Source organism: Candidatus Pelagibacter sp. HIMB1623 (genome assembly GCF_052047695.1).
Classification (GTDB): Bacteria; Pseudomonadota; Alphaproteobacteria; order Pelagibacterales; family Pelagibacteraceae; genus Pelagibacter.
In genome coordinates, this window is the sequence record NZ_JBNAJN010000013.1 from 477,443 (window position 1) to 499,653 (window position 22,211).

Consider the following 22,211-nt stretch of genomic DNA (forward strand, 5'->3'; position numbering starts at 1 on the left):
CAATGAGCATAATATCAGACAGTTTAAAACGAATTAAACCATCACCAACTATTGCAGTTACTCAAAAAGCAAGAGAACTTAGAGCAGCAGGAAAAGATGTAATTGGACTTGGGGCTGGAGAACCAGATTTCGATACACCAGATAATATTAAAAATGCTGCAATTAAAGCTATCAAAAGTGGAGAAACCAAATACACAGCTGTAGATGGAACACCTGCTTTAAAAAAAGCAATCGTAGATAAGTTTAAAAGAGAAAACAAAATTAATTACACTACTGATCAAATCACTGTTGGAACAGGTGGAAAACAAGTTCTTTATAATGCGTTCATGGCAACTTTAAATAAAGGTGATGAAGTAATTATTCCTGCACCTTTCTGGGTTTCTTATCCTGATATGGTTTTATTAGCGGGCGGCAAACCAAAGATAGTAAAGTGTACAGAAGAAGAAGGATTTAAACTTACTGCAAGTAAATTAAAAAAAGCTATTACTAAAAAAACAAAATGGGTGATTTTAAATTCACCTTCCAATCCAACTGGGGCAGGTTATTCAAAAAAAGAAATTGAAGATTTAGCAAAAGTTTTAATTAGAAATAAAAAAGTTCATATTTTGAGTGATGATATATATGAACATATAGCATATGATAATTTTAATTTTTATACGATTGCTCAAAATTCAAAGTTAAAAGATAGAACTTTGACAATGAATGGGGTTAGTAAATCGTATGCAATGACAGGTTGGAGAATAGGGTATGCCGCTGGACCAAAAGATATCATTAAAGCAATTGGTAAAATTCAATCTCAATCTACATCAAACCCATCATCTATCAGTCAAGCTGCTGCAGTTGAAGCTTTAAATGGAAACCAAGGTTTCATAAAAAAGAGATCTAAAGCTTTTAAAGAAAGAAGAGATTTTGTAGTTAAAAGTTTAAACAGCATTAAAGGTATAAATTGTTTAACCCCTAATGGGGCATTTTATGTATTTCCAAGTTGTAAGGGATTGTTAAATAAAAAAACTAAATTGAAAACTGACACCGAGTTTGTTCAAAAACTACTTGAGCAATCTAATGTTGCAGTTGTTCAAGGATCTGCATTTGGTTTAGATGGATACTTTAGAATTTCTTATGCTACTTCAATGCAAAATTTGAAGAAAGCAATGGATAGAATAAAATCCTTTTGCGAAAGCCTTTCTTAAGAAGTGAAAACAGCACTAGTATTTGGCTCAACTGGATTGGTTGGAGGTCATGTTTTAAATCAACTTATTCAGAATGATAATTACTCTAAAATTAAAATATTTGTGCGTTCTTCAATTCAAATAAACAACTCAAAAATTGAAGTAATTCAAACTGATTTTAATAATTTAGAAAAACACAAAGAAGAAATTGAAGGAGATGAATGTTTTTTTTGTATTGGCACAACAAAAAAAAATTCTCCTGATAAAAATGAATATCAAAGAATTGAATTAGATATCCCAAAACAAGTAGCCCAAATTGCAAAATCTAATGATATTAAATCTTATTTTTTTGTATCTTCAGGATATGCTAATTCTAAAAGTTCAGGAGATTATTTAAAATATAAGGGTTTGGTAGAGGAAGAGATCCTTAGTTTAGGTTTTTCTAAAATAGGAATTATGAGACCCTCATTTATATTGGGTAACAGAAAAGAATTTAGATTGGGTGAGAAAATAGGAATAATAATTTTTAAGCTTCTAAACCCTTTATTTGTTGGACCATTAAAGAAAATGAGATCAATTCATTCAGAAACAATTGCAAAAGCTATGATTAAACTTGCGAATAATAATATTGATCAAAAAATCTTTGAGTCAGATCAAATTTCAGATTTGGTAAAATAAACTTTATACTAAACCTAATCTAACTACAGATTTTCCTGCATCAACCAAAGCACCACTTGCTGGTTTAAACTCAAAACCAATTAATTCTTCAGCATATTTTGTCTCTGGTTTCATCTCTAGTTCAAGATCGGGTATCATAGTTTTTGCGCTCGAGTCCAACATGCTAATAATCTTAACCATAAAATTTGGTAAAGTTTTTTTAGGTAGTTTTTTTGCATACTCTGGTAATGCTTCAGCTAAAATTTTTGATGTTTCAAGTAGTGTTTTAACTTCTTTACCAATAATTAATCTTCTGCCACCAACTTTTGAGTTTCCCAAGCATGCCACATGAGATTTTGCAACATCTTTAATATCGGATATTAATATTCCCCATTTAGGAGTTGCTGGAAACTTACCTTTTAAAAATTGTTTTACATATTCAATCGAGGTTCCACCTTTAGTATCCAAAGCATCTCCAAATACACCACCAGGATTTATACAAGTTAGATTATTTTTAATTCCATTACTTTCCATTAATTCCCAGGCTGCTTTTTCAGCAACTGTTTTTGATAGAAAATAATCATTAACTCCTTCAACCCAATTTTCATCAGTCCAATCATTTTCACTAAATGAATAAGGATTTGATCTATTTGGCTTTCTAAACATTGCTGCTATCGAAGATGTAACCACAAATTGCTCTGCATTTGCTTTTATGCCAGCTTTTAAAACTCTTAAAGTTCCATCTTTTGCAACTGGGATTAAATTTTCTCTATTTTTTGAAACCTTCATAGGAAAAGGGGAAGCCATATGAATTATATATTTACATCCCTCTGCAGCTTCTTCCCAACCTTCGTCACTTAAAAGATCAAGTTTAATAAAAGATAACTTATCTATCGAAGCATATTTGCTAATGGTTTCTTTTGTCTGAGAAATTACATCATCACTTCTAACAGTACCCAAAACTTCGTAACCTGAATTTAATAATTCTATTGCAGTATGTTTTGCTATCCATCCACTTATTCCAGTTAATAGCACTTTATCAGTCATAACATTTCTCCATTTAACTTGTTATTAATTGTAATCTCAAACTAATGAGATAAGAATTTTTCTGCTTCTAATGCAGCCATACATCCCATACCAGCTGCTGTAACTGCTTGTCGAAAAGTTTTATCTTTAACATCACCTGCAGCATAAACTCCAGGAATATTTGTTTCAGTCGAATCTGGTTTTGTAATTAAGTAACCTTCTTTATCCATTTCTAATTGATCTTTGAAAAGCTGAGTTGCTGGATCGTGACCAATAGCAATAAATAAACCATCTAATTTTACTTCTTCTGTTTTTTCAGTTTTCAAATTTTTAATTTTTATACCTTTAACATTTTTGGGTTCACTATCACCCAAAACATCCTCAACAACAGAGTCCCAAACTATTTCAATTTTTTTATTTTCCATCAATTTCTTTTGAAGCATCTTTTCTGCTCTCAAACTATCTCTTCTGTGTATTAATTTTACTTTTGATGCAAATTTCGTAAGAAACATGGCTTCTTCTACTGCAGCATTACCACCCCCAACTACAGCAACTTCTTTATCTTTAAAAAAGAAACCATCACATGTAGCACATGCTGAAACTCCAAATCCTCTAAATTCTTGTTCAGATTTAATGTTTAACCATCTTGCTTGTGCGCCTGTTGAAATAATTATGCTATCTGCAGTATATTTTTGACCACTATCACCGACAGCTTCAAATGGTGTAGATTTTAAATTTACAGAACCAATATGGTCTTCTATCATTTCTGTTCCAACAGCTTTTGCTTGATCTCGCATTTGATCCATTAACCATGGTCCTTGTATTACTTCTGCAAAGCCTGGAAAATTTTCTACATCTGTTGTTGTTGTTAATTGTCCACCTGGTTGAGCTCCATGAACAAGGATAGGATTTAGCATTGCTCGTGCAGCATAAACGGCAGCTGTGTATCCGGCAGGACCAGATCCAATTATTAACACTTTTGTGTGTTTAGTTGGATTTTGACTCATATGAAAGCTATATAGTGATTAATGTCTAAATTAAAAGGTTTATTATTAACTCAAGGGATGCATGGAATGATTAGTCAGGTCGAGGGACTTGCAAAAGCGCTTGATATTAATTTTACACACCACAAGGTTGAACTAAAAAGTATTTGGAAACTTGTTCCGCCTAAATTTACTCCAATTTCTCAAAATGTTTATAAAAAGATTGAAGATAACGATTTTGATATAATAATCTCATGTGGAAGAAAAAGCGTAATTCCATCTATTCACTTAAAAAGTATTTCTAAAAAAAAGGTTTTTAATATTCATATCCAAGATCCAAAAATAGATTTTAAATATTTTGATGTTGTTGTTGCACCTGAACATGATGGAATAAGTGGCGAAAATGTTATTAGCACTAAAGGAGCTATTCATTATCTTTCAGAGAAAGAAATTGAGGACAATAAAGATTATTTAAAGCCCTTTATCAAACAAGATGAAAGAAAAGTTTGGTGCTTAATTGTGGGTGGACCAACAAAATACTATGATTATTCAACCAAGAATATGAAACATATTTTCTCAATGTTTTATAAATTAATGAAGAAATATAATTTTCAATTAGTAGTAATCCCCTCAATGAGAACCCCAATAAATACAATTCATTATGCTAAAGAGTTTTTTGGAGAAAATCATACAGTGATTATGAATGTAGATAAAAAGGCATATTTATCTGCATTAGCTTTATCTGAAAATATTGTTGTTACATGTGACTCTAGTTCAATGATTTCAGAAGCCGCTTTGACTGGTAAACCAATTTATGTTGCTAATATTTTACCAAAAAAGAATGACAAAAGATTCCAAAGATTTAGAAATTTATTTAGAGAATTAAATATCACTAGAAACTTAGGTGAAGAAATAGAAAAATGGAACTATGAAAAACTAGATGAAACGAATAGAGTAGCAAAAATAATAAAAGAAAAAATTCAACCTTAATGTCATTTTTAAATTCTATAAAAAATAATTCAAAAAAATATGAAACACCATTTGATCATTGGGAATATAGTGATGCTTTAAATGAAGGAGCAATTGAAGAGATAGTTAAAGCTGATATCCCAGATTTAAGTCAGCATAATTTAAATTATGATGGAACCCGTGCAATAGATGGTGGTGCCGCTGAGTTTAGAGAAGGTATTTCGTCTGGTGGTAAAGCAATTAAATTTAGATGTTTTGTCACTAAAGAAAATAGTTCACAATTTCCAAATCTTGTAAAATTTATTAATGAGCTACAGTCTAAAGATACACATGAAACAATATCTAAAATGATCAATAAAGATTTATCTAATTCATATGTTAGAGTCGAAGTAATTTGTGATAGAGAGGGATTTTGGCTCAAACCACACTGTGATATCAAAGAAAAATTAATGTCAGGATTAATTTTTGTAAATAAAACAAATGAGTCCGAAGATTTAGGGACTGATTTTTACAATGAAAAATTAGAGAAAGTTAAAACACTGCCTTATAGAAATAACTATGGTTATTTTTTTACCAGTGGACCAAATACTTGGCACGGCATGGAAAAAAAGAGCATTCTTAAAGAAAGACGATGTTTACAAGTAAACTATGTAACTTTCGAAACTGATTGGAAAGTAAATTCCTAAATATCTTGCAAAGATTTAACTTCTAGTTTCTTTGTTTTAAGAGACTTGATAGCATTTAAACATGCAAGAGCAGTAGACATATTGGTGCAATAAGGAACCTTATTTTTAAGAGTTGCTCTTCGAAGTGCAATTGCATCATTTAATCTGTGCTCACTATTTCCACCACCTGTATTAATTACAAGTGCGATCTTTTTCGAGTCTAAAACATCAACAATATGAGGACTACCACTGCTTACCTTGTTAATAATTTTACATTTCATGCCATGTTTTTGTATGTATTCAGCAGTACCTTTGGTTGCACATAATTTAAAATTATTTTTAATTAGCTCTCTTGCAAGATCAATACCCTCATCTTTGTGAGAGTCTTTTAAAGATATAAATGCAAGTCCTTCTTTTGGAAGAGAATTAGCTGCAGCAATCTGACTTTTAGCAAAAGCCATTCCAAAATCTTTATCAAATCCCATCACTTCACCTGTAGATTTCATCTCAGGTCCTAACAGCAAATCGCTATTTGGAAATTTATTAAAAGGAAATACAGCTTCTTTTACTGCATACATTCCTTTTGATTTATCTTTAAGATTAAATTTAGAAAGTTTTTCACCAGCCATTATTCTTGATGCAATCTTTGCAAGTGGAATTCCTTTTGCTTTTGATACAAAAGGCACAGTCCTACTAGCACGAGGGTTTACTTCAATAATATAAATTTCATCTTTCTTGATTGCATATTGAATATTCATAAAACCTTTTACTTTTAAGGCTAGAGCTAGTTTCTTTGTTTGGTTTTCAATTTCTTTTATTAGATATGGTTTAATAGATACTGGTGGCAAACTACAAGCTGAGTCCCCAGAATGAATTCCTGCCTCTTCAATATGTTGCATGATACCTGCCACATAAACATCTTTACCATCAGAAATAGCATCCACATCAACTTCCATTGCATGATCTAGAAATTTATCAATTAGAATTGGATTTTCTTCAGCAGCTTTAAATGCTTCTTCAACAAAGTTTTTTAACTGACTTTTTTCATGAACAATTTCCATTGCTCTTCCACCCAGAACATATGAAGGCCTAACCACTAGTGGTAAGCCAATTTTTTCTGATATTTTGATTGCTTCTTTAAATGTCTTTGCAATCCCGCTATCAGCTTGTTTTAAATTTAATTTAATTAATAAATTTCTAAATTGATCTCTATCCTCTGCTAAATCTATTGAGTTATATTGTGTTCCTAAAATTGGAAGTTTGTTATCATTTAAAAATTTAGCAAGCTTTATTGGAGTTTGTCCTCCAAACTGAGCAATAACACCTATTAGATTTCCTTTTTCTTGCTCTTTTTTAATAATGTTAAATACATACTCTTCTTTCAAGGGTTCAAAATATAACCGGTCACTTGTGTCATAATCTGTAGATACAGTTTCAGGGTTACAATTAACCATGATGGTCTCAAAACCTGCGTCTTTCAAAGAAAAACTTGCCTGACAACAACAATAATCAAACTCAATCCCTTGGCCTATTCTGTTAGGTCCACCACCTAAAATTATTATTTTCTTTTTATTTGATGGATCTGCTTCACACTCAGAAGTTATTGAAAAATTTCTTTGATAAGTTGAGTACATGTAAGGCGTAAATGATTTAAATTCAGCAGCACAGGTATCGACTTTTTTGTATACAGGTAGCACTTTAAGAGCTGTTCTTTTTCTTCTTACCGTATCTTCTGAGGAATTAGTAAGCTCTGCTAATTTTTTGTCTGAAAAACCAATAGATTTAATTCTATTAAATTCATTGTAATCTTTTGGAAGACCTCTTTTTTTAATAGTTAATTCATTATCAACAATTTCTTTAATTTGTCCTAAGAACCAAGGATCAATTTTAGATAAACTATATATTCTTTTTAAGCTAATTTTTTTTCTTAAAGCCTCCGCAACAAGAAGCATTTTATTTGGAATATGATCTTTAAGTTTTTTTTCGATTTGTTTTTTATTTAAATTGAATATTTGGTCAAAACCAGAAAAACCAGTTTCTAGAGAAACCAATGCTTTTTGAACAGATTCTTTGAAGTTTCTCCCTATAGCCATTGCCTCACCAACAGATTTCATTGAAGTACCTAAAGTCGCTGGCGAGGTAGAAAATTTTTCAAAAGTAAACCTTGGTATTTTAGTTACTACATAATCAATACTTGGTTCAAAAGAAGCAGGTGTTACTTTTGTAATCTCATTTTTAAGTTCGTCTAAAGTATAACCAACCGCGAGCTTAGCCGCTACTTTTGCAATTGGAAACCCAGTTGCTTTAGATGCAAGTGCTGATGATCTAGATACTCTTGGATTCATTTCAATAACAACCATTCGTCCATTTTTTGGATTGATTGCAAATTGAACATTGGATCCACCTGTCTCAACTCCAATTTTTCTTAAACATGCAATAGAGGCATTTCTCATAACTTGATATTCTTTATCAGTAAGAGTTAAAGCTGGAGCAACAGTTACAGAATCTCCTGTGTGAATTCCCATCGGATCAATATTTTCTATTGAGCAAATGATGATACAGTTGTCTTTTTTATCTCTTACAACTTCCATCTCAAATTCTTTCCAACCCTCTAAACACTCTTCTACAAGAACCTGGCTAACTGGTGACTCGTGTAATCCATTTTTTATAATTTTAAGATATTCTTTTTTATTCTTTGCTATTCCACCACCTAGACCACCTAGGGTAAATGCAGGTCTAATGATTGCAGGCAAACCAATTTTATTTAGAACTTTAGAAGCTTGATTGATATTATTAACAATCTCAGATTTTGGTAAATCTAAACCAATATCAATCATATTTTTTCTAAATTTCTTTCGATCTTCAGCATTAGAAATTGCTTTAGAATTTGCACCAATAAGTTCTATTTTGTATTTTTTTAATATCCCTTTTTTCTCTGCCTCCATTGCAAGATTTAGAGCAGTTTGGCCTCCCATTGTTGGAAGAATTGCATCTGGTTTTTCTTTTATAAGAATTTTCTCTAGAACCTCTAATGTGATTGGCTCTATATAAGTTTTATCTGCAACATCTGGATCTGTCATGATGGTTGCAGGGTTGGAATTAATTAAAACAACTTTATAACCTTCATCTTTTAAAGCTTTACAAGCTTGTGTTCCTGAATAATCAAACTCACATGCTTGGCCAATAATAATTGGACCAGCACCAACAACTAATATTTTTTTAAGATCTTTTCTTTTTGGCATTTTTTTTCATATTGTTAATAAATTCTTTAAATAAATAGACACTATCTTGTGGTCCAGGGTTAGACTCGGGGTGATATTGAACTGAAAATACGGGTTTATTTCTTAACTTAATACCCTCAATACTATTATCAAATAATGATTTATGAGTGACTTGAATATTTTTCGGTAAAGTTTCTTTAACAACTTCAAAGCCATGGTTTTGACTAGTGATTTCTACATTGTCATGAATTAAATTTTTTACTGGATGATTTGCACCTCTATGACCTAACTTCATTTTTTTTGTTTTACCGCCAAGTGCTAAAGCGAGAATCTGGTGACCCAAACAAATGCCAAATATTGGTAAATTTTTTTTAATAAGTTCTTTGATAATATTTATTGCATATTTTCCAGTTGCAGCAGGATCGCCAGGTCCGTTTGACAAAAATATTCCATTTGGTTTAAGACTTAAAATTTTTTCAGCAGATGTTTTGCAATGTACTACTGTCACTTTGCAATTAAAATCAGAAAAATATCTTAAAATATTTTTTTTGACTCCATAATCTATCGCAACAACATGAAATTGATTTTTTTTATTTTTTAAAAATCCATCTTTCTTTTTCCAAGTTTTAAAACCCTTCCAAATATAATTTTTTGGAGTTGATACTTCTTTAGCGAGATCTAGATTTTTTAATCCACTCCATTTTAAAGTCGTATTTGTTAATTTGCTTATATTGAATTTTTGTTTTTTTGAGAAAGCAATTGTTCCTTTTGGTGCTCCTTCGTCTCTAATAAAATTAGTTAAACTTCTAGTATCAAGACCAGTTAAACCAACAATTTTATTTTTCTTTAGCCACACGTCTAGGTGTAAAAAAGCTCTATAGTTTGATGGATCAGTTATTTCAGAATTAAAAATTACTCCTTTGGTCCATATCTTATCAGACTCTATATCTTCTTTATTAGTTCCAACGTTTCCAATATGCGGAAAGGTAAAATTAATAATTTGACCGGCATAAGATGGATCTGAGATTATTTCCTGGTAACCAGTTAAAGAAGTGTTGAAACACACTTCTCCAGTAGCTTCTCCTTCATGGCCAATACCTATTCCTTTAAATACCTTCTTGTTTTCAAGAACTAAAACGCCTGTATTAATTTGATGATTATTTTTTGAGTTTATTTTTTTTGAATTTTTGATCAATTACAACTCATGAGTTAAAGGTTAATACAATAATTGCTTTATTATCGCAACAGAGATGTATTATAAAATTGTAAAAAAACAATTTTTCTTTTGAAGAATTTTTTCTTTGAAGTAGATTAAAAAAATTATGTCATTAAAGAACACTATCGAAAACGAATATAAAAATGCTCTAAAATCAAAAGATAAAAATAAAATATCAACCTACAGGTTAATTTTATCTTCTATTAAAGATTTAGACATTGCCAATCGTTCTGGCCCCAACAAAAAAGACACAGATGATGAAGATATAAAAAAGCTTCTTAAAAAAATGGTTAAACAAAGAGCCGAATCTATTGAAATCTATAAAAAAAATAACAGAACTGATCTTTTGGAAGTTGAACAAAATGAATATGAAATTTTAACAAGTTTCTTACCTAAACAAATGAGCGAAGAAGACACCAAAAAACTATGTGCCGAATTAATCTCTAAATTAGGCGCGAGTTCAATAAAAGATATGGGCAAAATAATGGGTGAGTTAAAAAAATCTCATTCTGATGAAATTGATTTTTCTAAAGCTGGATCAATAATCAAGGAATTATTGAATACTTAATGAAATACCCCAAAGAGTATTTAGATGAAATTAAGACAAGGTTGAAGGTATCAACAGTTGTTTCAAAAACAGTTTCATTAAAAAAAAGAGGAAAAGAATTTGTAGGTTTATCTCCATTTAAAAACGAAAAAACACCTTCATTTACAGTTAATGATGAGAAAGAATTTTATCATTGTTTTGCTACCTCAGAACATGGAAATATTTTTGATTTTGTAATGAAAACTCAAAATTTAAAGTTCGGAGAAGCTGTGAAGCATTTGGCTCAATTAGCAGGTATGCAGCCATATTTGTTTTCAAAAAAAGATGAAGAACGAGAAAAAAAATGGAATGAATATAAATCAATCTATAATGAATATGTTGATTTTTACCATAATGAGCTGATCAAAAACGAACAATATTCAAATGCTAGAGAATATTTAAAAAACCGATCTTTAACTAAAGAGGATGTAAAAAAATTTAAAATAGGATATGTAGAAAAAAATCCAATTATATTTGAACAATTAAAAAATAAATATAGTGAACAAACCTTAGTTGAAACTGGATTGTTTTATATAGATGAAAAAAAGAATACTTATCTAGAAAGATTTAGAGGAAGATTAATTTTTCCAATTAACAACATAACTGGTCAACCGATTGCTTTAGGTGGAAGAATAATAGAGAACTTAGATTATCTTGCAAAATATATTAACTCGCCAGAAACTTTATTTTTTAAAAAAGGATCAAACTTATATAATCTAGATTTAGCTAGAAAATTATCAAACAAAGTAGATCATATTTATTTGGTTGAAGGTTATATGGATGTTGTTGGTTTAAGTAAAAACGGAATTGATAATGCTGTTGCAAATCTTGGTACCTCACTAACTGATAAACAAATTCAAATTCTTAACCAATTTTTTGATGATATAATTATATGTTTTGATGGTGATGAAAGTGGTTATAAAGCAGCATTAAGAGCTGCAGAAAATTCAATCAAAGAATTAAAACCTGAAAAACAAATTTCTTTTTTATTTTTACCAGATAAAGAAGATCCTGACAGTTTCGTTAATAAAAATGGCAAGGCTAATTTCATAGATTTTACAAAACAAAGTAAGATTTCAATACATCAATTTATTTTTAGCCATTATAAAAAACAGACTGAAAATAACCCTTCTTCTTTAGCAATATTTGAAAAAAAACTTAGAAATATTGTGAACACAATTAAAGATGATTTTATTAAAAAGTATGTTTTAGAATATTTTTTAGAAAAAATTGCAGAATTAACACCGCATTCAAATCAAAATAAAAAAAGAGCTTATGTTAAAAAAACCAAATCTTTAGATAGTACAAAAAAATATATCAACGAAAGTCAATCACTCACTGGGGTTGAACTTAAAGAATACTCTTTATTATATTTGTTAATGAATAATCTTAATTTACTACAAGCAAATATTCATTTAGTTGAAAATATAAAATTATTTACTGAGGTTAATAAAAAATTATTTGAACATATGATTGAAAAACTAAAAGCAAATCAACAAATTGAAATGCAAGACTTAAATTTAGACAATCAACTGTTAGATAAAATAAATAAATTTGCTCCAATAAAACATATTTTAAAAAATCATCTTAATGATGAACAAAAGATCATTGAATTATTAGAAGATATTTCTAGAGATCTAATGAACTATGATCTTGAGTTTAGAATTCAGGAATTAGAATCAAAATTTTCAGTCGACATGAGTGAGTCCACTTTTAATGAGCTGAAAGAGTTAAAAAAAAAGCAGAATCTTAATTAATCAGACTAAATTAACAATGGATTTTTGCAGATTTGACATTATATAAGACTTCCAAACTTAAATTGCTGTGGAAAGAATTATAACAAAATCATTTGCTAGATTAATGGGTCGTGGAACCCATAGAGGTTTCATAACTTATGAGGAACTAAGTAAATCTTTAGGAAAGAGGAATTTATCTGATGAAAATCTAGCTCAAGCATTTATTCATATTTTAGATGAAAATATTACTTTAGTTGAAAAAAAATCAGATTTTAAAGTACTAAGAAAAAAAGAAAATTTAAATAAAGAAGAAGGCAAAACAATTGAGAAGAGTGATGATCCTATAAGAATGTATTTAAGAGAAATGGGTGGGGTAGAACTCTTATCTCGTGAAGGTGAAATTGCAATTGCAAAAAGAATAGAAGCTGGGAAAGATGTAATGTTAATTGCACTTTCACAAAGTCCAATTACTGCTCAGCAGTTTTTTGAATGGAACGAAAAATTACAAAAAGATGAAATATTAGTTAGAGAAATTATTGATATCGATACTAACTATATGGAAGATGAAACTACAGGCCCAAGTGCAAAACAAAAAAATGCAGGAGAAACAGATAAGGACGAGGGATCCTCGGATGATGAAGATGATTTTAATCCGACTCTTGCAGCCATGGAAACAGAGATTAAACCTAAAGTTTTAAAAACAGTTAATACTTTGACAAAAGAATATACAAAACTAATTAAATATCAAAATGAAAAATTAGAATGTGTTTTAAATTCAAGTAATTTTTCCCCAGCAAAAGAAAAAGGATATCAAAAAATTGTTAATGATATTTTGGAAAATATAAAATCATTACAGTTATCTCCATCAGTGCTAGAAGAATTGGTACAGAAACATTACGCAGAAAACAAAAAAATTATATCCTTAGAAGGAAATCTTCTTCGACTTGCAATGGATCACCAAATCCCAAGAAATGAGTTTATTAAATTTTATGTTGGTAATGAAATTAATCCAAATCTTAAAAAGTTTTTAGATACTAATAATGTTTGGAAACAATTCTTTACAAAAAATAAAGAAGAATTCAAAAATATAAGAGAAAGACTCATAGAAATTAGTCATAAACTTGGAATATCAGTAACTGATTTTAAAAAACTTGTAAGCAGAGTTCAAAAAGGTGAAAAAGAGTCACGAATAGCAAAAAAAGAAATGGTTGAAGCTAATTTAAGATTAGTTATTTCAATTGCTAAAAAATATACAAACAGAGGTCTTCAGTTTTTAGATTTAATTCAAGAAGGAAATATAGGATTGATGAAAGCAGTTGATAAATTTGAATATCGTAGAGGTTATAAATTTTCAACATATGCAACTTGGTGGATAAGACAAGCAATCACCAGATCAATTGCTGACCAAGCAAGAACCATTCGTATTCCAGTGCACATGATTGAAACAATTAATAAAATAGTTAGAACTCAAAGATTGATACTTAGTGAGTTTGGTAGAGAAGCTACTCCAGAAGAATTAGCTCAAAAATTAAGAATGCCCTTAGATAAAGTTAGAAAAGTACTAAAAATCTCAAAAGAACCTGTTTCATTAGAAAAACCGGTTGGAGATGAAGAGGACAGTAGTTTGGGTGATTTTATTGAAGACACTAAAGCATTGGCACCATTAGAGCAGGCAATTAAGTCAAATCTTGGAGAAGCAACTACAAAAATTCTATCAACATTAACACCAAGAGAAGAAAGGGTTTTGAGGATGAGATTTGGTGTTGGAATGAACACAGATCACACACTTGAAGAAGTTGGTTTACAGTTTTCAGTTACTCGAGAGAGAATTCGACAGATTGAAGCTAAAGCACTTAGAAAATTAAAACATCCAAGTCGTTCAAAACAGCTAAAAAGTTTCTTAGAAAGTTAATACTGGGCCGTTAGCTCAATAGTAGAGTACTGCATTGACATTGCAGGGGTAGTTGGAGCGTAACCAACACGGCCCACCATTATTGAATTATCTTTAATTGATAACTTTAAAAAAATGATATAACTAATTATGAGTTTTGGGCCTGTAGCTCAGTTGGTTAGAGCAGTACACTCATAATGTATTGGTCCCAGGTTCGAGTCCTGGCGGGCCCACCAAAAATTTAGTTCTGTGAAAACTTTTCTAAAGCAAGATATAAAGAATTTATATCACCATCATTTGAATTTAAAATTGACGCGAACTCTTCTTTTTGAGTTCTTGCCAAACTAAGTCCTTCAATAATTAAATCTCTAATGAGAGGGTTCTCGGGATTTTTTGTATAAACTCTCCAATCAATTTTTATTTCAGGCCTTTCAGAGGTAGCAACTAATATACTATTAACAATTGTATAATTCTTATTTAAAACTTCTTTATCTTTTACTTCGATTTCAGGATTAGTATATTCTGAAAGTCTACTTGAAAAACTTTTCAAAAAATATCCTTCAAATAAATCTAAATACTTTTTCTTTTGATTATCATCTAAATTTTTTCTTGCAGAACCTAATGAATAAAAACCCACCCCTTCAATATCAACAGTTTCTTTAGCTATAGCTTTTAATTCTTCTATTTTTTTTTCTTTAGAAATATTTTTTGAGAGTATATTGGATGCTCTGTTTACAGTAGACTGAACAAAAACATCTGCAGCCATTGAAAATGCATTTCCAAGATTAAAATTAAATAAAAATAATATAAAAAGAATTTTTTTCATTTTAATGACTATTTGTTTTCTATTTCTTCCCAGTCCTCTTCGTCTTTGTATATGACGTCTATATTTCCTCTTTGATTATTATTAATTTTATTTTCTCTATCTTGTAAATATAAACTTCTAACAGATGCATAAAAATCTATTGAATTTTTTTCAAGATTGTCAAAAGACTCGATATTGTTTGCCCTAAAATCAATGCCTTCAACAGCTCTTGACGTTATATAAAGTCCTTCACTTAAAAACTCATTGTTACCATGAACAGATGCGTTGTACCAAGGGTCTCCACCTAAAATATTAACAAACGATCCAGACGTATCTCTAATTGTTGAAGGTCCAAGGACAGGTAAAACCAAATAACAACCTGGACCAAAGCCCCATTTGCCTAACGTTTGTCCATAATCCTCTTTTACATATTTAGGAAAACCCATTTTATTTGCAACGTCCACTGTGCCTAATAATCCAATAGTTGTATTTAATGCTAATCGTCCAGTATTTATAATTGCTGTTTTTACATCACCTTGTAAAATATTATTTGGTATAGTCACTAAAGTGGATATATTTTTTACAGCATTGCTTGTTCCTTTTTGAATTGGATCAGGCAATTTCCTATACCCTTTTGCAATAGGTTTTATGATTACTCTATCTAAACCTTGGTTGAAAGAAAATGTTGCTCTATTAAGTGGTTCAAAGCAGTCTTTAATCTTTTTTGTTTCACTTTCTTTTTCTTTTAATACCAATTCTCCATCAGAACCAGCATTTGCATTTAAAGATAGAAGAAAAATTGAAAATAGTACTATTAAAATTTTTTTCATTATTTTGAATTGTATAACATATAATTTAAATAAGTAAGATAGCATTTAATTTGAAAAAATGTCCACAAAGTGTTTATAACTAGCCTAAATTTGAACCTACATGAATATGAAAATAAACTTAAATTATTCTCCAAATTTTGATCCCAATAAAAGAAAGTTAAATCAAATTAAATTTATCATTTTTCACTATACTGGAATGAAGATAGAAAAAAAAGCAATTGAGAAATTAACCAATATAAAATCTAAAGTAAGTTGCCACTATCTAATTAAATTTAATGGAGATGTAGTTAAATTGGTTCCTGAGCCATATATTTCTTGGCATGCAGGAATATCTGGGTGGTCAAATTATAAAAACTTAAATAAAAATTCACTTGGAATTGAAATTAGTAATCCTGGTCATAAACATAATTATAAAAATTTTTCAAAAAAACAAATAATATCATTAGTAAAATTATCTAATTATCTTATTAAAAAATTTAAAATTAAATCTAATTTCATTTTAGGTCATTCTGATATTGCGCCTGATAGAAAACGAGACCCAGGTGAAAAATTTCCCTGGAAATTATTATCAAAAAAAAAAATTGGAATTTGGCATAATTTAAATTCAAAAATACTTGCTAAGGAAAGAAATAATAAAACCAATTATATTGATAAAAAAAAATTTATATCTAATCTTTACAAGATTGGTTATCCAGTAAACAAAAAACTTGAAAAAACAAAATATAAAAAATTTTTAATCAAAGCTTTTCAAAGAAGATTTAGGCAAGAATTAATTAATGGTATTATTGATAAGGAATGTTTAATTATTAGCGAAAACCTTTTAAAAAAATAGATTTAATTTTCTTGTAATTTTTAAGTTTAGTAATATGTTTAGTTTGCCAGATAAATGACTTATCGCTTTAAAATTTTTTAAAGAGGAAAGTCCGGGCTCCACAAGGACACAGTGCCAGGTAATTCCTGGCGGGGGAGACCCTAGGGATAGTGCCACAGAAAATATACCGCCATAACATGGCAAGGGTGAAAAGGTGTGGTAAGAGCACACCGGTTCTATTGGTAACAATGAACGCTGGAAAACCCCACTGGGAGCAAGACTAAGTAGAGATGACATTGTTACAAAACTAAAAGCCGTCCTTGGCTAGTCATCAGGGTTAGTTGCTTGAGCTTAAGAGTGATCTTAAGCCTAGACAAATGATAGGTTTAAATGACAGAACCCGGCTTATAGTTTATCTGGCGCTCCAAGAATAATTAAAATATAGCAATAAACGAAATATTGTTTCATTTAAAATTGTAAATTTTAATAGTGCACAAAACTGTTTCTAATTATTTAGGCGAATAAATAAAACATCATGAGCTAGTCTTTATGCAAGAATACTGTCAAATTTCACTTAAAAATTGAATTGAAAAAAGCTTAGAATCAATATTTGACTATCAATTTAAATACCCATATATTCCCATATATTCCCATTTATGGAATTTAGAAATTTAAAATTGTATGTTTTTATCTACCTTCGAGAACAAGCTGGACAAAAAAGGAAGAGTATCTGTGCCTGCTAGTTTCAGGTCTCATTTATCAAATTTAGGTTACAATGGTGTTATTTGTTATCCATCTTTCAATAATTTATCTATAGAAGCATGTTCTCAGGATAGAATTGAAAAAATTTCATCTGCGATAGATTCTTTAAACCCTTTTGAAGAAAAAAGGGATTATTTTGCAACATCAATATTAGCAGAAAGTATTAATTTACAATTTGATAGTGAAGGTAGAATTTCACTTTCATCAAAATTATTAAAACATGCAAAAATAAAAAATAGCATGTTGTTTGTTGGTCAAGGTCAAACGTTTCAAATATGGGAACCAACAGCATTTGAAAAATTTAAGATAACTGCAAGAAAAAAAGCCAATTTAAATCGAGCAAGTCTTAAATGGGAAAAACATTTAAACAACAACGAGGGGAAATAAGATGACAATTAACTTTAAAGCACCAGAGATAAAAGAACTTCAGCCACGACTTTTAGTATTAGGAGTTGGAGGAGCTGGAGGTAATGCAATAAATGAAATGATTGATAACAAACTTCAGGGTGTAGAATTTATTGCAGTAAATACAGATGCTCAAGATTTAAAGTTAAGTAAAGCAAAAACAAGAATTCAAATTGGTTTAAATTTAACAAAAGGTTTAGGTGCAGGTGCAAAATTAGATATAGGTCAAGCTGCAGCTGACGAATCTTTAAACGAAATAGTAAATACTTTACAAGGTGCAAACATGGTTTTTATCGCAGCTGGTATGGGTGGTGGAACAGGTACTGGTGCTGCACATGTGATTGCAAGAGCTGCTAAAGAATTAAATATTTTAACTGTAGGCGTTGTGACTCTTCCTTTTTTATATGAAGGCCCCTCTAGAATGAGAAGAGCACAACAAGGATTAGAAGAATTAAGAAAACATGTTGACACTATAATTGTTATTCCAAATCAAAACTTATTTAAAATTGCTAATGAACAAACTACATTTGAGGAGTCATTCAATCTTTCTAATAATGTTTTAATGCATGGTGTTCAGAGTATTACTGATTTAATGGTAAGACCTGGTTTAATTAATTTAGACTTTGCTGATGTTGAGACTGTAATGGCTTCAATGGGTAAAGCGATGATGGGAACAGGAGAGGCTGAGGGCGAAGGAAGAGCACTTAAAGCTGCGGAGATGGCAGTTAGCAACCCATTAATTGATGACTATACTTTGAAGGGAGCTAAAGGATTATTGGTAAATATAACTGGTGGCAAAGATTTAAAACTTTTTGAAGTAGATGAAGCGGTAAATAAAGTAAGAGCAGAAGTAGATCCAGAAGCAGAGCTAATTATTGGAGCTATCACAGATGCAGATTTAGATGGCAAAATGAGAGTTTCAATTGTTGCAACCTCGTTAGATGGACAGCAGCCTGAGTCAAAATCGGTAGTAAACATGGTTCATCGTATTCAAAATCGAAATCCTGGTTACTCTGATTTTTCAAACATGGGATCTCCAGCTTTTAATTTTTCTAATACATCAAGCCCAATCTCGCATGGTGCAAATGCTCTAAAAATTGAAAATGAAATGATTCAAGAACAAGAGCAAATGAATGTGGAAAATAATATGATTAGTGAGCAAGTTTCTTCAGAAAACGAAGTTCAAACAGAGAGCGTTGTCGAAGATACTACAGTAAATGAAAAGGAAAAATCTTTTACACAAGAAGCCATAGAAACATTTGAAGAAAATAATGAAACTGAAAATACTCAAGAAGAAGCTTCAAATGATTTGAAAGAATTTGGTGTTGAATCAGATTCACCAGATTTATTTAGCTCAGATAATGAGAATTCTTCTCCTGAGGATTTGCTTTCATCAAGTGATCAAGAGGAAGAGGACGATCTTGAGATACCCGCATTTTTAAGAAGACAAAAAAATTAATGGTCTTCAAAGAAATAAATGGAAGCCACCATAGTACCGGATGTACAAAAGCATTATCCAGTACTGCTAAAAGAAATTATTAGCGTTATCACCCCTCAACATGGTGGCACATTTATTGATTGTACCTTTGGTCAAGGTGGCTATTCAAAAAAAATACTAGAGTTTGAAAATACAAAGGTAATAGGACTTGATAGGGATATTGAAAGTCAAAAAATTGCAAATTCAATTTTAGATGATTTTCAAGATAGATTTATTTTCAAAAATTTAAAATTCAGTCAATTAACTAATTTAAAAATTAAAAACGAAAATATCAAAGGTGTTATTTTTGATCTTGGATACTCATTAACACAAATGAAAGATCCAAAAAAAGGATTATCTTTCAACTCAATGACAGATTTAAATATGCAATTGGGTTTAAATAACTATTCCGCAGATGATGCTGTCAATAAGCTTGATGCAAAAGAGTTGGAGAAAATTTTTAAATACTTTGGAGATGAAAAAGATGCCAAATATATTTCTAAAAATATTGTTAAAGAAAGATTAAATAAAAAAATTGATACACAGAGTTTAATTAAAATTGTTGATAAATCAAAAATAAGAAAAAATTTTAAAGTTCACAATTCAACTAAAGTTTTTCAAGCTCTTAGAATTTTTGTAAATAAAGAAATAAGTGAATTAATTTATGGACTAATAAATGCTACAAAAGTATTAAAAAAGGGAGGTGTTTTAGCTGTTGTTACATTTCACTCTTTAGAAGATAAAATTGTAAAATATTTTTTAAAAAACCTTTCTCAAAATAAAAGTATTTCGAGGTATTCACCTATTATAGATCAAAAGGAAACTCTTTTTTATTTAAGTCAAAAAAAACCAATTGTTCCATCTGATCTTGAGATAAAAGAAAATCCTCCTTCGAGGTCTGCAAAACTAAGATATGCAATTAAGAAAAGTGATTTCTTTAATTTTGATACAGATATAGAGGAAAAATTTAAAAATTTTTTAGAAATTGAAAAGTTTGGAGATAAACTTTGAAAAAATTATTTCTAGTATTTACGATTATAATTTTAGTTTTAACTACAGCAATCATCAAAAATACTACAAAAAAAATTGAAGATAAAATATTTGCCTATAAAGAAAGTATAAGACTTTTAAAGTCAGATTTAGAAAACATTCAGTTGGAGCATGATTATCTAAGCTCTGCTGAAAAATTATTGGAATACCAATCTTTATATTTTGAAGATCAATTAGTTCAAAAAAAAATAGAAGATATTAAAATTTATAATATTTCAGAAAATGTAAATAAATTAGAGGATTATAAAATAACTAAAGAAAAATGAGTAATTTTAAAGAAAGATTAACAATTGAAGATCACAAAAATGATTTTGTTTATAAAAAAAGCAATACTGGATTAAATATTCAATTTAATCGAGTTGCTTTTGTTTTTTTTATCTTTTTTGTTATTTATTTAATATACACAATACATTTAATTCATTTAGGGTCTCGACAGGCAAAGTTTGAAAATACAAACAACACACTTCCTTTCAGTGACGATCTTTATAGGGCAGATATTTTAGATATTAATGGAAATTATTTAGCAAAAACGGTTAAATCTATTGATGTTGGTCTCAAAACTTCAGATATAATTAATAAAGAAAAATTACTTTTAAGCCTAAAAATTATTTTCCCAGATAAAGATTTTAATGAAATTGAAAAAAAAATAGAAAACAAAAAGTTTTTTTATTTAGAGAAAAAAATTTCAGAGGAAAAATATGAGCAACTTATGAAGTTGGGAGATAAATCTCTTATCCCTGAAGAAAAAGTGCTGAGAATGTATCCACAAAAAAATCTTTTTAGTCATATTTTAGGACAAATAGATAATGACAACAATGGTATTTCTGGACTAGAAAAATCGTTAAATGAAAATCTTAGAACATCTAGAGATCCAATTAAATTAACTGTTGATACAGACATTCAATTTTTAATTAGAAAGGAATTGTTAAAATATCAGGAAATTTTTAAAAGCAAAGGAAGTGCAGCAATTTTAATGGATGTTAATAATGGCAATATACTCTCGTTAGTTTCATTGCCTGATTTTAATCCAAATGAAAGAAAAAATATAAAAGATGTAAATTATATAAATAGAGTTACTAAAGGTACTTATGAATTGGGATCAGTATTTAAAATATTTACTTATGCCAATGCGTTAAATGAAAATTTAATTGAACCAGACACTGAATTTTTAGATTTACCAAAATCTATACGTTGTGACAAATTTAGGATAGGTGAATACGATGACGATATTCCTCCAAATTTAACTGCAGAACAAATTATAGTTAGGTCAGGAAATATAGGTTCAGTTAGAATTGCACAAAAAATTGGGCCAGAAAAATTTAAGGATTTTTTAGAAAAAGTAGGAGTTTTAAAAAACATTAATTTTGACATAGAAGAAGTAGCTTCACAAAATAGTTACGAATTTAAAAAATGTAAATTAGCTACGGCATCTTATGGCCATGGGATAGCAACAACAATTCTTCAATTGGCTAAAGGATATTCAATTTTATCTAATGGTGGTTTTGAAATTTCACCAACTTTAATCAGCAGAAAAGATACATCGATAAAAAGAAAAAGATTAATTAGAAAAGAAGTTTCAGATCAAGTAGTAACAACACTTAGAAAAATTGTTAATACAGATGAGGGTACAGCTAAATTTGCTAATGTACCAAATTATGAAATTGGTGGAAAAACAGGTACAGCAGATAAAGTTTTAAATGGGAAATATTCTAATGGAAAAGTGAATACTTTTGCATCAGTATTTCCAACTTCAAAACCTAAATTTGTATTTATTGTTATGTTCGATGATCCTCAAAAATCAAAAGACTATTATTACAAATACAGACATAGAGATGGAGGATGGAGAGGAACTTTAAAAAATAGTGCTGGCTGGACATCAGTGGAAGTTGTAGGTAAAATTATAGATAAGATTGGGCCTATTTTAGCCACAAAATATATACAGGTTAATTAGT

At 29.6% G+C, this 22,211-nt stretch carries 19 protein-coding genes, 2 tRNA genes and 1 other RNA gene; 16 read left to right on the plus strand and 6 right to left on the minus strand.

What is annotated here, in order from left to right:
- Positions 1 to 2 precede the first annotated feature (2 nt).
- Together ACTTBN_RS06995 and ACTTBN_RS07000 are read left to right on the plus strand one after the other, a co-directional pair.
- Entirely contained in the window at positions 3 to 1,190 is a 1,188-nt protein-coding gene (locus tag ACTTBN_RS06995) for a pyridoxal phosphate-dependent aminotransferase (RefSeq protein WP_440681683.1), read from the plus strand.
- A gap of 3 nt (positions 1,191 to 1,193) precedes the next feature.
- Positions 1,194 to 1,847, plus strand: a complete 654-nt coding sequence (locus ACTTBN_RS07000; RefSeq protein WP_440681684.1) for an NmrA family NAD(P)-binding protein — start codon at positions 1,194 to 1,196, stop codon at positions 1,845 to 1,847.
- Between the two features lie 3 nt (positions 1,848 to 1,850).
- Here the strand turns inward: ACTTBN_RS07000 and ACTTBN_RS07005 are convergent, their stop codons facing one another.
- Entirely contained in the window at positions 1,851 to 2,873 is a 1,023-nt protein-coding gene (locus tag ACTTBN_RS07005; RefSeq protein ID WP_440681685.1) for an NAD-dependent epimerase/dehydratase family protein, read from the minus strand.
- Between the two features lie 41 nt (positions 2,874 to 2,914).
- Entirely contained in the window at positions 2,915 to 3,859 is a 945-nt protein-coding gene (trxB, locus tag ACTTBN_RS07010; protein WP_075506369.1) for a thioredoxin-disulfide reductase, read from the minus strand.
- A gap of 21 nt (positions 3,860 to 3,880) precedes the next feature.
- Between trxB and ACTTBN_RS07015 the strand changes: the two genes are divergently transcribed.
- Both ACTTBN_RS07015 and ACTTBN_RS07020 read left to right on the plus strand, forming a co-directional pair.
- On the plus strand, positions 3,881 to 4,825 hold the full coding sequence (locus tag ACTTBN_RS07015) for a mitochondrial fission ELM1 family protein (RefSeq protein ID WP_440681686.1): 945 nt from the start codon (positions 3,881 to 3,883) through the stop codon (positions 4,823 to 4,825).
- On the plus strand, positions 4,825 to 5,490 hold the full coding sequence (locus ACTTBN_RS07020; RefSeq protein ID WP_440681687.1) for a hypothetical protein: 666 nt from the start codon (positions 4,825 to 4,827) through the stop codon (positions 5,488 to 5,490). The genes ACTTBN_RS07015 and ACTTBN_RS07020 overlap by 1 nt, the downstream gene beginning before the upstream one ends.
- Here the strand turns inward: ACTTBN_RS07020 and carB are convergent.
- A complete protein-coding gene (gene carB, locus ACTTBN_RS07025) occupies positions 5,487 to 8,711 on the minus strand; it encodes a carbamoyl-phosphate synthase large subunit (protein ID WP_440681688.1) in 3,225 nt (1,074 codons plus the stop codon). The genes ACTTBN_RS07020 and carB overlap by 4 nt on opposite strands.
- The gene (carA, locus tag ACTTBN_RS07030) at positions 8,689 to 9,885 is read right to left on the minus strand and encodes a glutamine-hydrolyzing carbamoyl-phosphate synthase small subunit (protein WP_440681689.1); all 1,197 of its coding nucleotides are present in this window, start codon (positions 9,883 to 9,885) and stop codon (positions 8,689 to 8,691) included. The genes carB and carA overlap by 23 nt, the downstream gene beginning before the upstream one ends.
- 127 nt (positions 9,886 to 10,012) lie before the next feature.
- On the opposite strand from carA, the gene ACTTBN_RS07035 reads away from it, so the two are divergent.
- From ACTTBN_RS07035 to ACTTBN_RS07055, 5 genes are all read left to right on the plus strand, one after another.
- Positions 10,013 to 10,474, plus strand: coding sequence for a GatB/YqeY domain-containing protein (locus ACTTBN_RS07035; protein ID WP_440681690.1), 462 nt, complete (start codon positions 10,013 to 10,015; stop codon positions 10,472 to 10,474).
- A complete protein-coding gene (dnaG, locus tag ACTTBN_RS07040) occupies positions 10,474 to 12,249 on the plus strand; it encodes a DNA primase (protein ID WP_440681691.1) in 1,776 nt (591 codons plus the stop codon). The genes ACTTBN_RS07035 and dnaG overlap by 1 nt, the downstream gene beginning before the upstream one ends.
- Positions 12,250 to 12,316: 67 nt before the next feature.
- On the plus strand, positions 12,317 to 14,140 hold the full coding sequence (gene rpoD / locus ACTTBN_RS07045; protein ID WP_440681692.1) for an RNA polymerase sigma factor RpoD: 1,824 nt from the start codon (positions 12,317 to 12,319) through the stop codon (positions 14,138 to 14,140).
- Between the two features lie 4 nt (positions 14,141 to 14,144).
- Positions 14,145 to 14,219: transfer RNA gene (locus tag ACTTBN_RS07050), tRNA-Val, on the plus strand.
- Positions 14,220 to 14,278: 59 nt separating this feature from the next.
- A tRNA-Ile gene (locus ACTTBN_RS07055) sits at positions 14,279 to 14,355 on the plus strand.
- A 5-nt stretch (positions 14,356 to 14,360) separates the two neighbouring features.
- Here ACTTBN_RS07055 and ACTTBN_RS07060 read toward each other — a convergent pair.
- Both ACTTBN_RS07060 and ACTTBN_RS07065 read right to left on the minus strand, forming a co-directional pair.
- Positions 14,361 to 14,945: an MlaC/ttg2D family ABC transporter substrate-binding protein gene (locus ACTTBN_RS07060; protein WP_440681693.1), complete on the minus strand. Its 585-nt coding sequence runs from the start codon at positions 14,943 to 14,945 to the stop codon at positions 14,361 to 14,363.
- 8 nt (positions 14,946 to 14,953) lie between these two features.
- On the minus strand, positions 14,954 to 15,754 hold the full coding sequence (locus ACTTBN_RS07065; protein WP_440681694.1) for an MlaA family lipoprotein: 801 nt from the start codon (positions 15,752 to 15,754) through the stop codon (positions 14,954 to 14,956).
- A 106-nt stretch (positions 15,755 to 15,860) separates the two neighbouring features.
- On the opposite strand from ACTTBN_RS07065, the gene ACTTBN_RS07070 reads away from it, so the two are divergent.
- The 7 genes from ACTTBN_RS07070 (at position 15,861) to ACTTBN_RS07100 (ending at position 22,210) form a co-directional block, all read left to right on the plus strand.
- Positions 15,861 to 16,586, plus strand: coding sequence for an N-acetylmuramoyl-L-alanine amidase (locus tag ACTTBN_RS07070; protein ID WP_440681696.1), 726 nt, complete (start codon positions 15,861 to 15,863; stop codon positions 16,584 to 16,586).
- Between the two features lie 46 nt (positions 16,587 to 16,632).
- Positions 16,633 to 16,989, plus strand: an RNA gene (gene rnpB, locus ACTTBN_RS07075) — RNase P RNA component class A.
- Positions 16,990 to 17,246: 257 nt separating this feature from the next.
- Positions 17,247 to 17,714 carry a division/cell wall cluster transcriptional repressor MraZ gene (mraZ, locus tag ACTTBN_RS07080; RefSeq protein WP_440681697.1) on the plus strand — a complete coding sequence of 156 codons (468 nt, stop codon included), beginning with the start codon at positions 17,247 to 17,249 and terminating at the stop codon, positions 17,712 to 17,714.
- A gap of 1 nt (position 17,715) precedes the next feature.
- Complete coding sequence (ftsZ, locus tag ACTTBN_RS07085; RefSeq protein ID WP_440681699.1) at positions 17,716 to 19,191, plus strand: cell division protein FtsZ; 1,476 nt, start codon at positions 17,716 to 17,718, stop codon at positions 19,189 to 19,191.
- A gap of 18 nt (positions 19,192 to 19,209) precedes the next feature.
- Positions 19,210 to 20,220, plus strand: coding sequence for a 16S rRNA (cytosine(1402)-N(4))-methyltransferase RsmH (rsmH, locus tag ACTTBN_RS07090; protein ID WP_440681700.1), 1,011 nt, complete (start codon positions 19,210 to 19,212; stop codon positions 20,218 to 20,220).
- Positions 20,217 to 20,525: a cell division protein FtsL gene (locus tag ACTTBN_RS07095; protein ID WP_440681702.1), complete on the plus strand. Its 309-nt coding sequence runs from the start codon at positions 20,217 to 20,219 to the stop codon at positions 20,523 to 20,525. The genes rsmH and ACTTBN_RS07095 overlap by 4 nt, the downstream gene beginning before the upstream one ends.
- Complete coding sequence (locus tag ACTTBN_RS07100; RefSeq protein WP_440681704.1) at positions 20,522 to 22,210, plus strand: peptidoglycan D,D-transpeptidase FtsI family protein; 1,689 nt, start codon at positions 20,522 to 20,524, stop codon at positions 22,208 to 22,210. The genes ACTTBN_RS07095 and ACTTBN_RS07100 overlap by 4 nt, the downstream gene beginning before the upstream one ends.
- Position 22,211 lies beyond the last annotated feature (1 nt).

Coding starts and splice junctions, on each gene's coding strand:
- ACTTBN_RS06995 (WP_440681683.1), top strand. CDS start 3: ATGAGCATAATATCAGACAGTTTAAAACGAATTAAACCATCACCAACT.
- ACTTBN_RS07005 (WP_440681685.1), bottom strand. CDS start 2,873: ATGACTGATAAAGTGCTATTAACTGGAATAAGTGGATGGATAGCAAAA.
- trxB (WP_075506369.1), bottom strand. CDS start 3,859: ATGAGTCAAAATCCAACTAAACACACAAAAGTGTTAATAATTGGATCT.
- ACTTBN_RS07015 (WP_440681686.1), top strand. CDS start 3,881: ATGTCTAAATTAAAAGGTTTATTATTAACTCAAGGGATGCATGGAATG.
- ACTTBN_RS07020 (WP_440681687.1), top strand. CDS start 4,825: ATGTCATTTTTAAATTCTATAAAAAATAATTCAAAAAAATATGAAACA.
- carB (WP_440681688.1), bottom strand. CDS start 8,711: ATGCCAAAAAGAAAAGATCTTAAAAAAATATTAGTTGTTGGTGCTGGT.
- ACTTBN_RS07035 (WP_440681690.1), top strand. CDS start 10,013: ATGTCATTAAAGAACACTATCGAAAACGAATATAAAAATGCTCTAAAA.
- dnaG (WP_440681691.1), top strand. CDS start 10,474: ATGAAATACCCCAAAGAGTATTTAGATGAAATTAAGACAAGGTTGAAG.
- ACTTBN_RS07060 (WP_440681693.1), bottom strand. CDS start 14,945: ATGAAAAAAATTCTTTTTATATTATTTTTATTTAATTTTAATCTTGGA.
- ACTTBN_RS07065 (WP_440681694.1), bottom strand. CDS start 15,754: ATGAAAAAAATTTTAATAGTACTATTTTCAATTTTTCTTCTATCTTTA.
- ACTTBN_RS07070 (WP_440681696.1), top strand. CDS start 15,861: ATGAAAATAAACTTAAATTATTCTCCAAATTTTGATCCCAATAAAAGA.
- mraZ (WP_440681697.1), top strand. CDS start 17,247: ATGTTTTTATCTACCTTCGAGAACAAGCTGGACAAAAAAGGAAGAGTA.
- ftsZ (WP_440681699.1), top strand. CDS start 17,716: ATGACAATTAACTTTAAAGCACCAGAGATAAAAGAACTTCAGCCACGA.
- rsmH (WP_440681700.1), top strand. CDS start 19,210: ATGGAAGCCACCATAGTACCGGATGTACAAAAGCATTATCCAGTACTG.
- ACTTBN_RS07100 (WP_440681704.1), top strand. CDS start 20,522: ATGAGTAATTTTAAAGAAAGATTAACAATTGAAGATCACAAAAATGAT.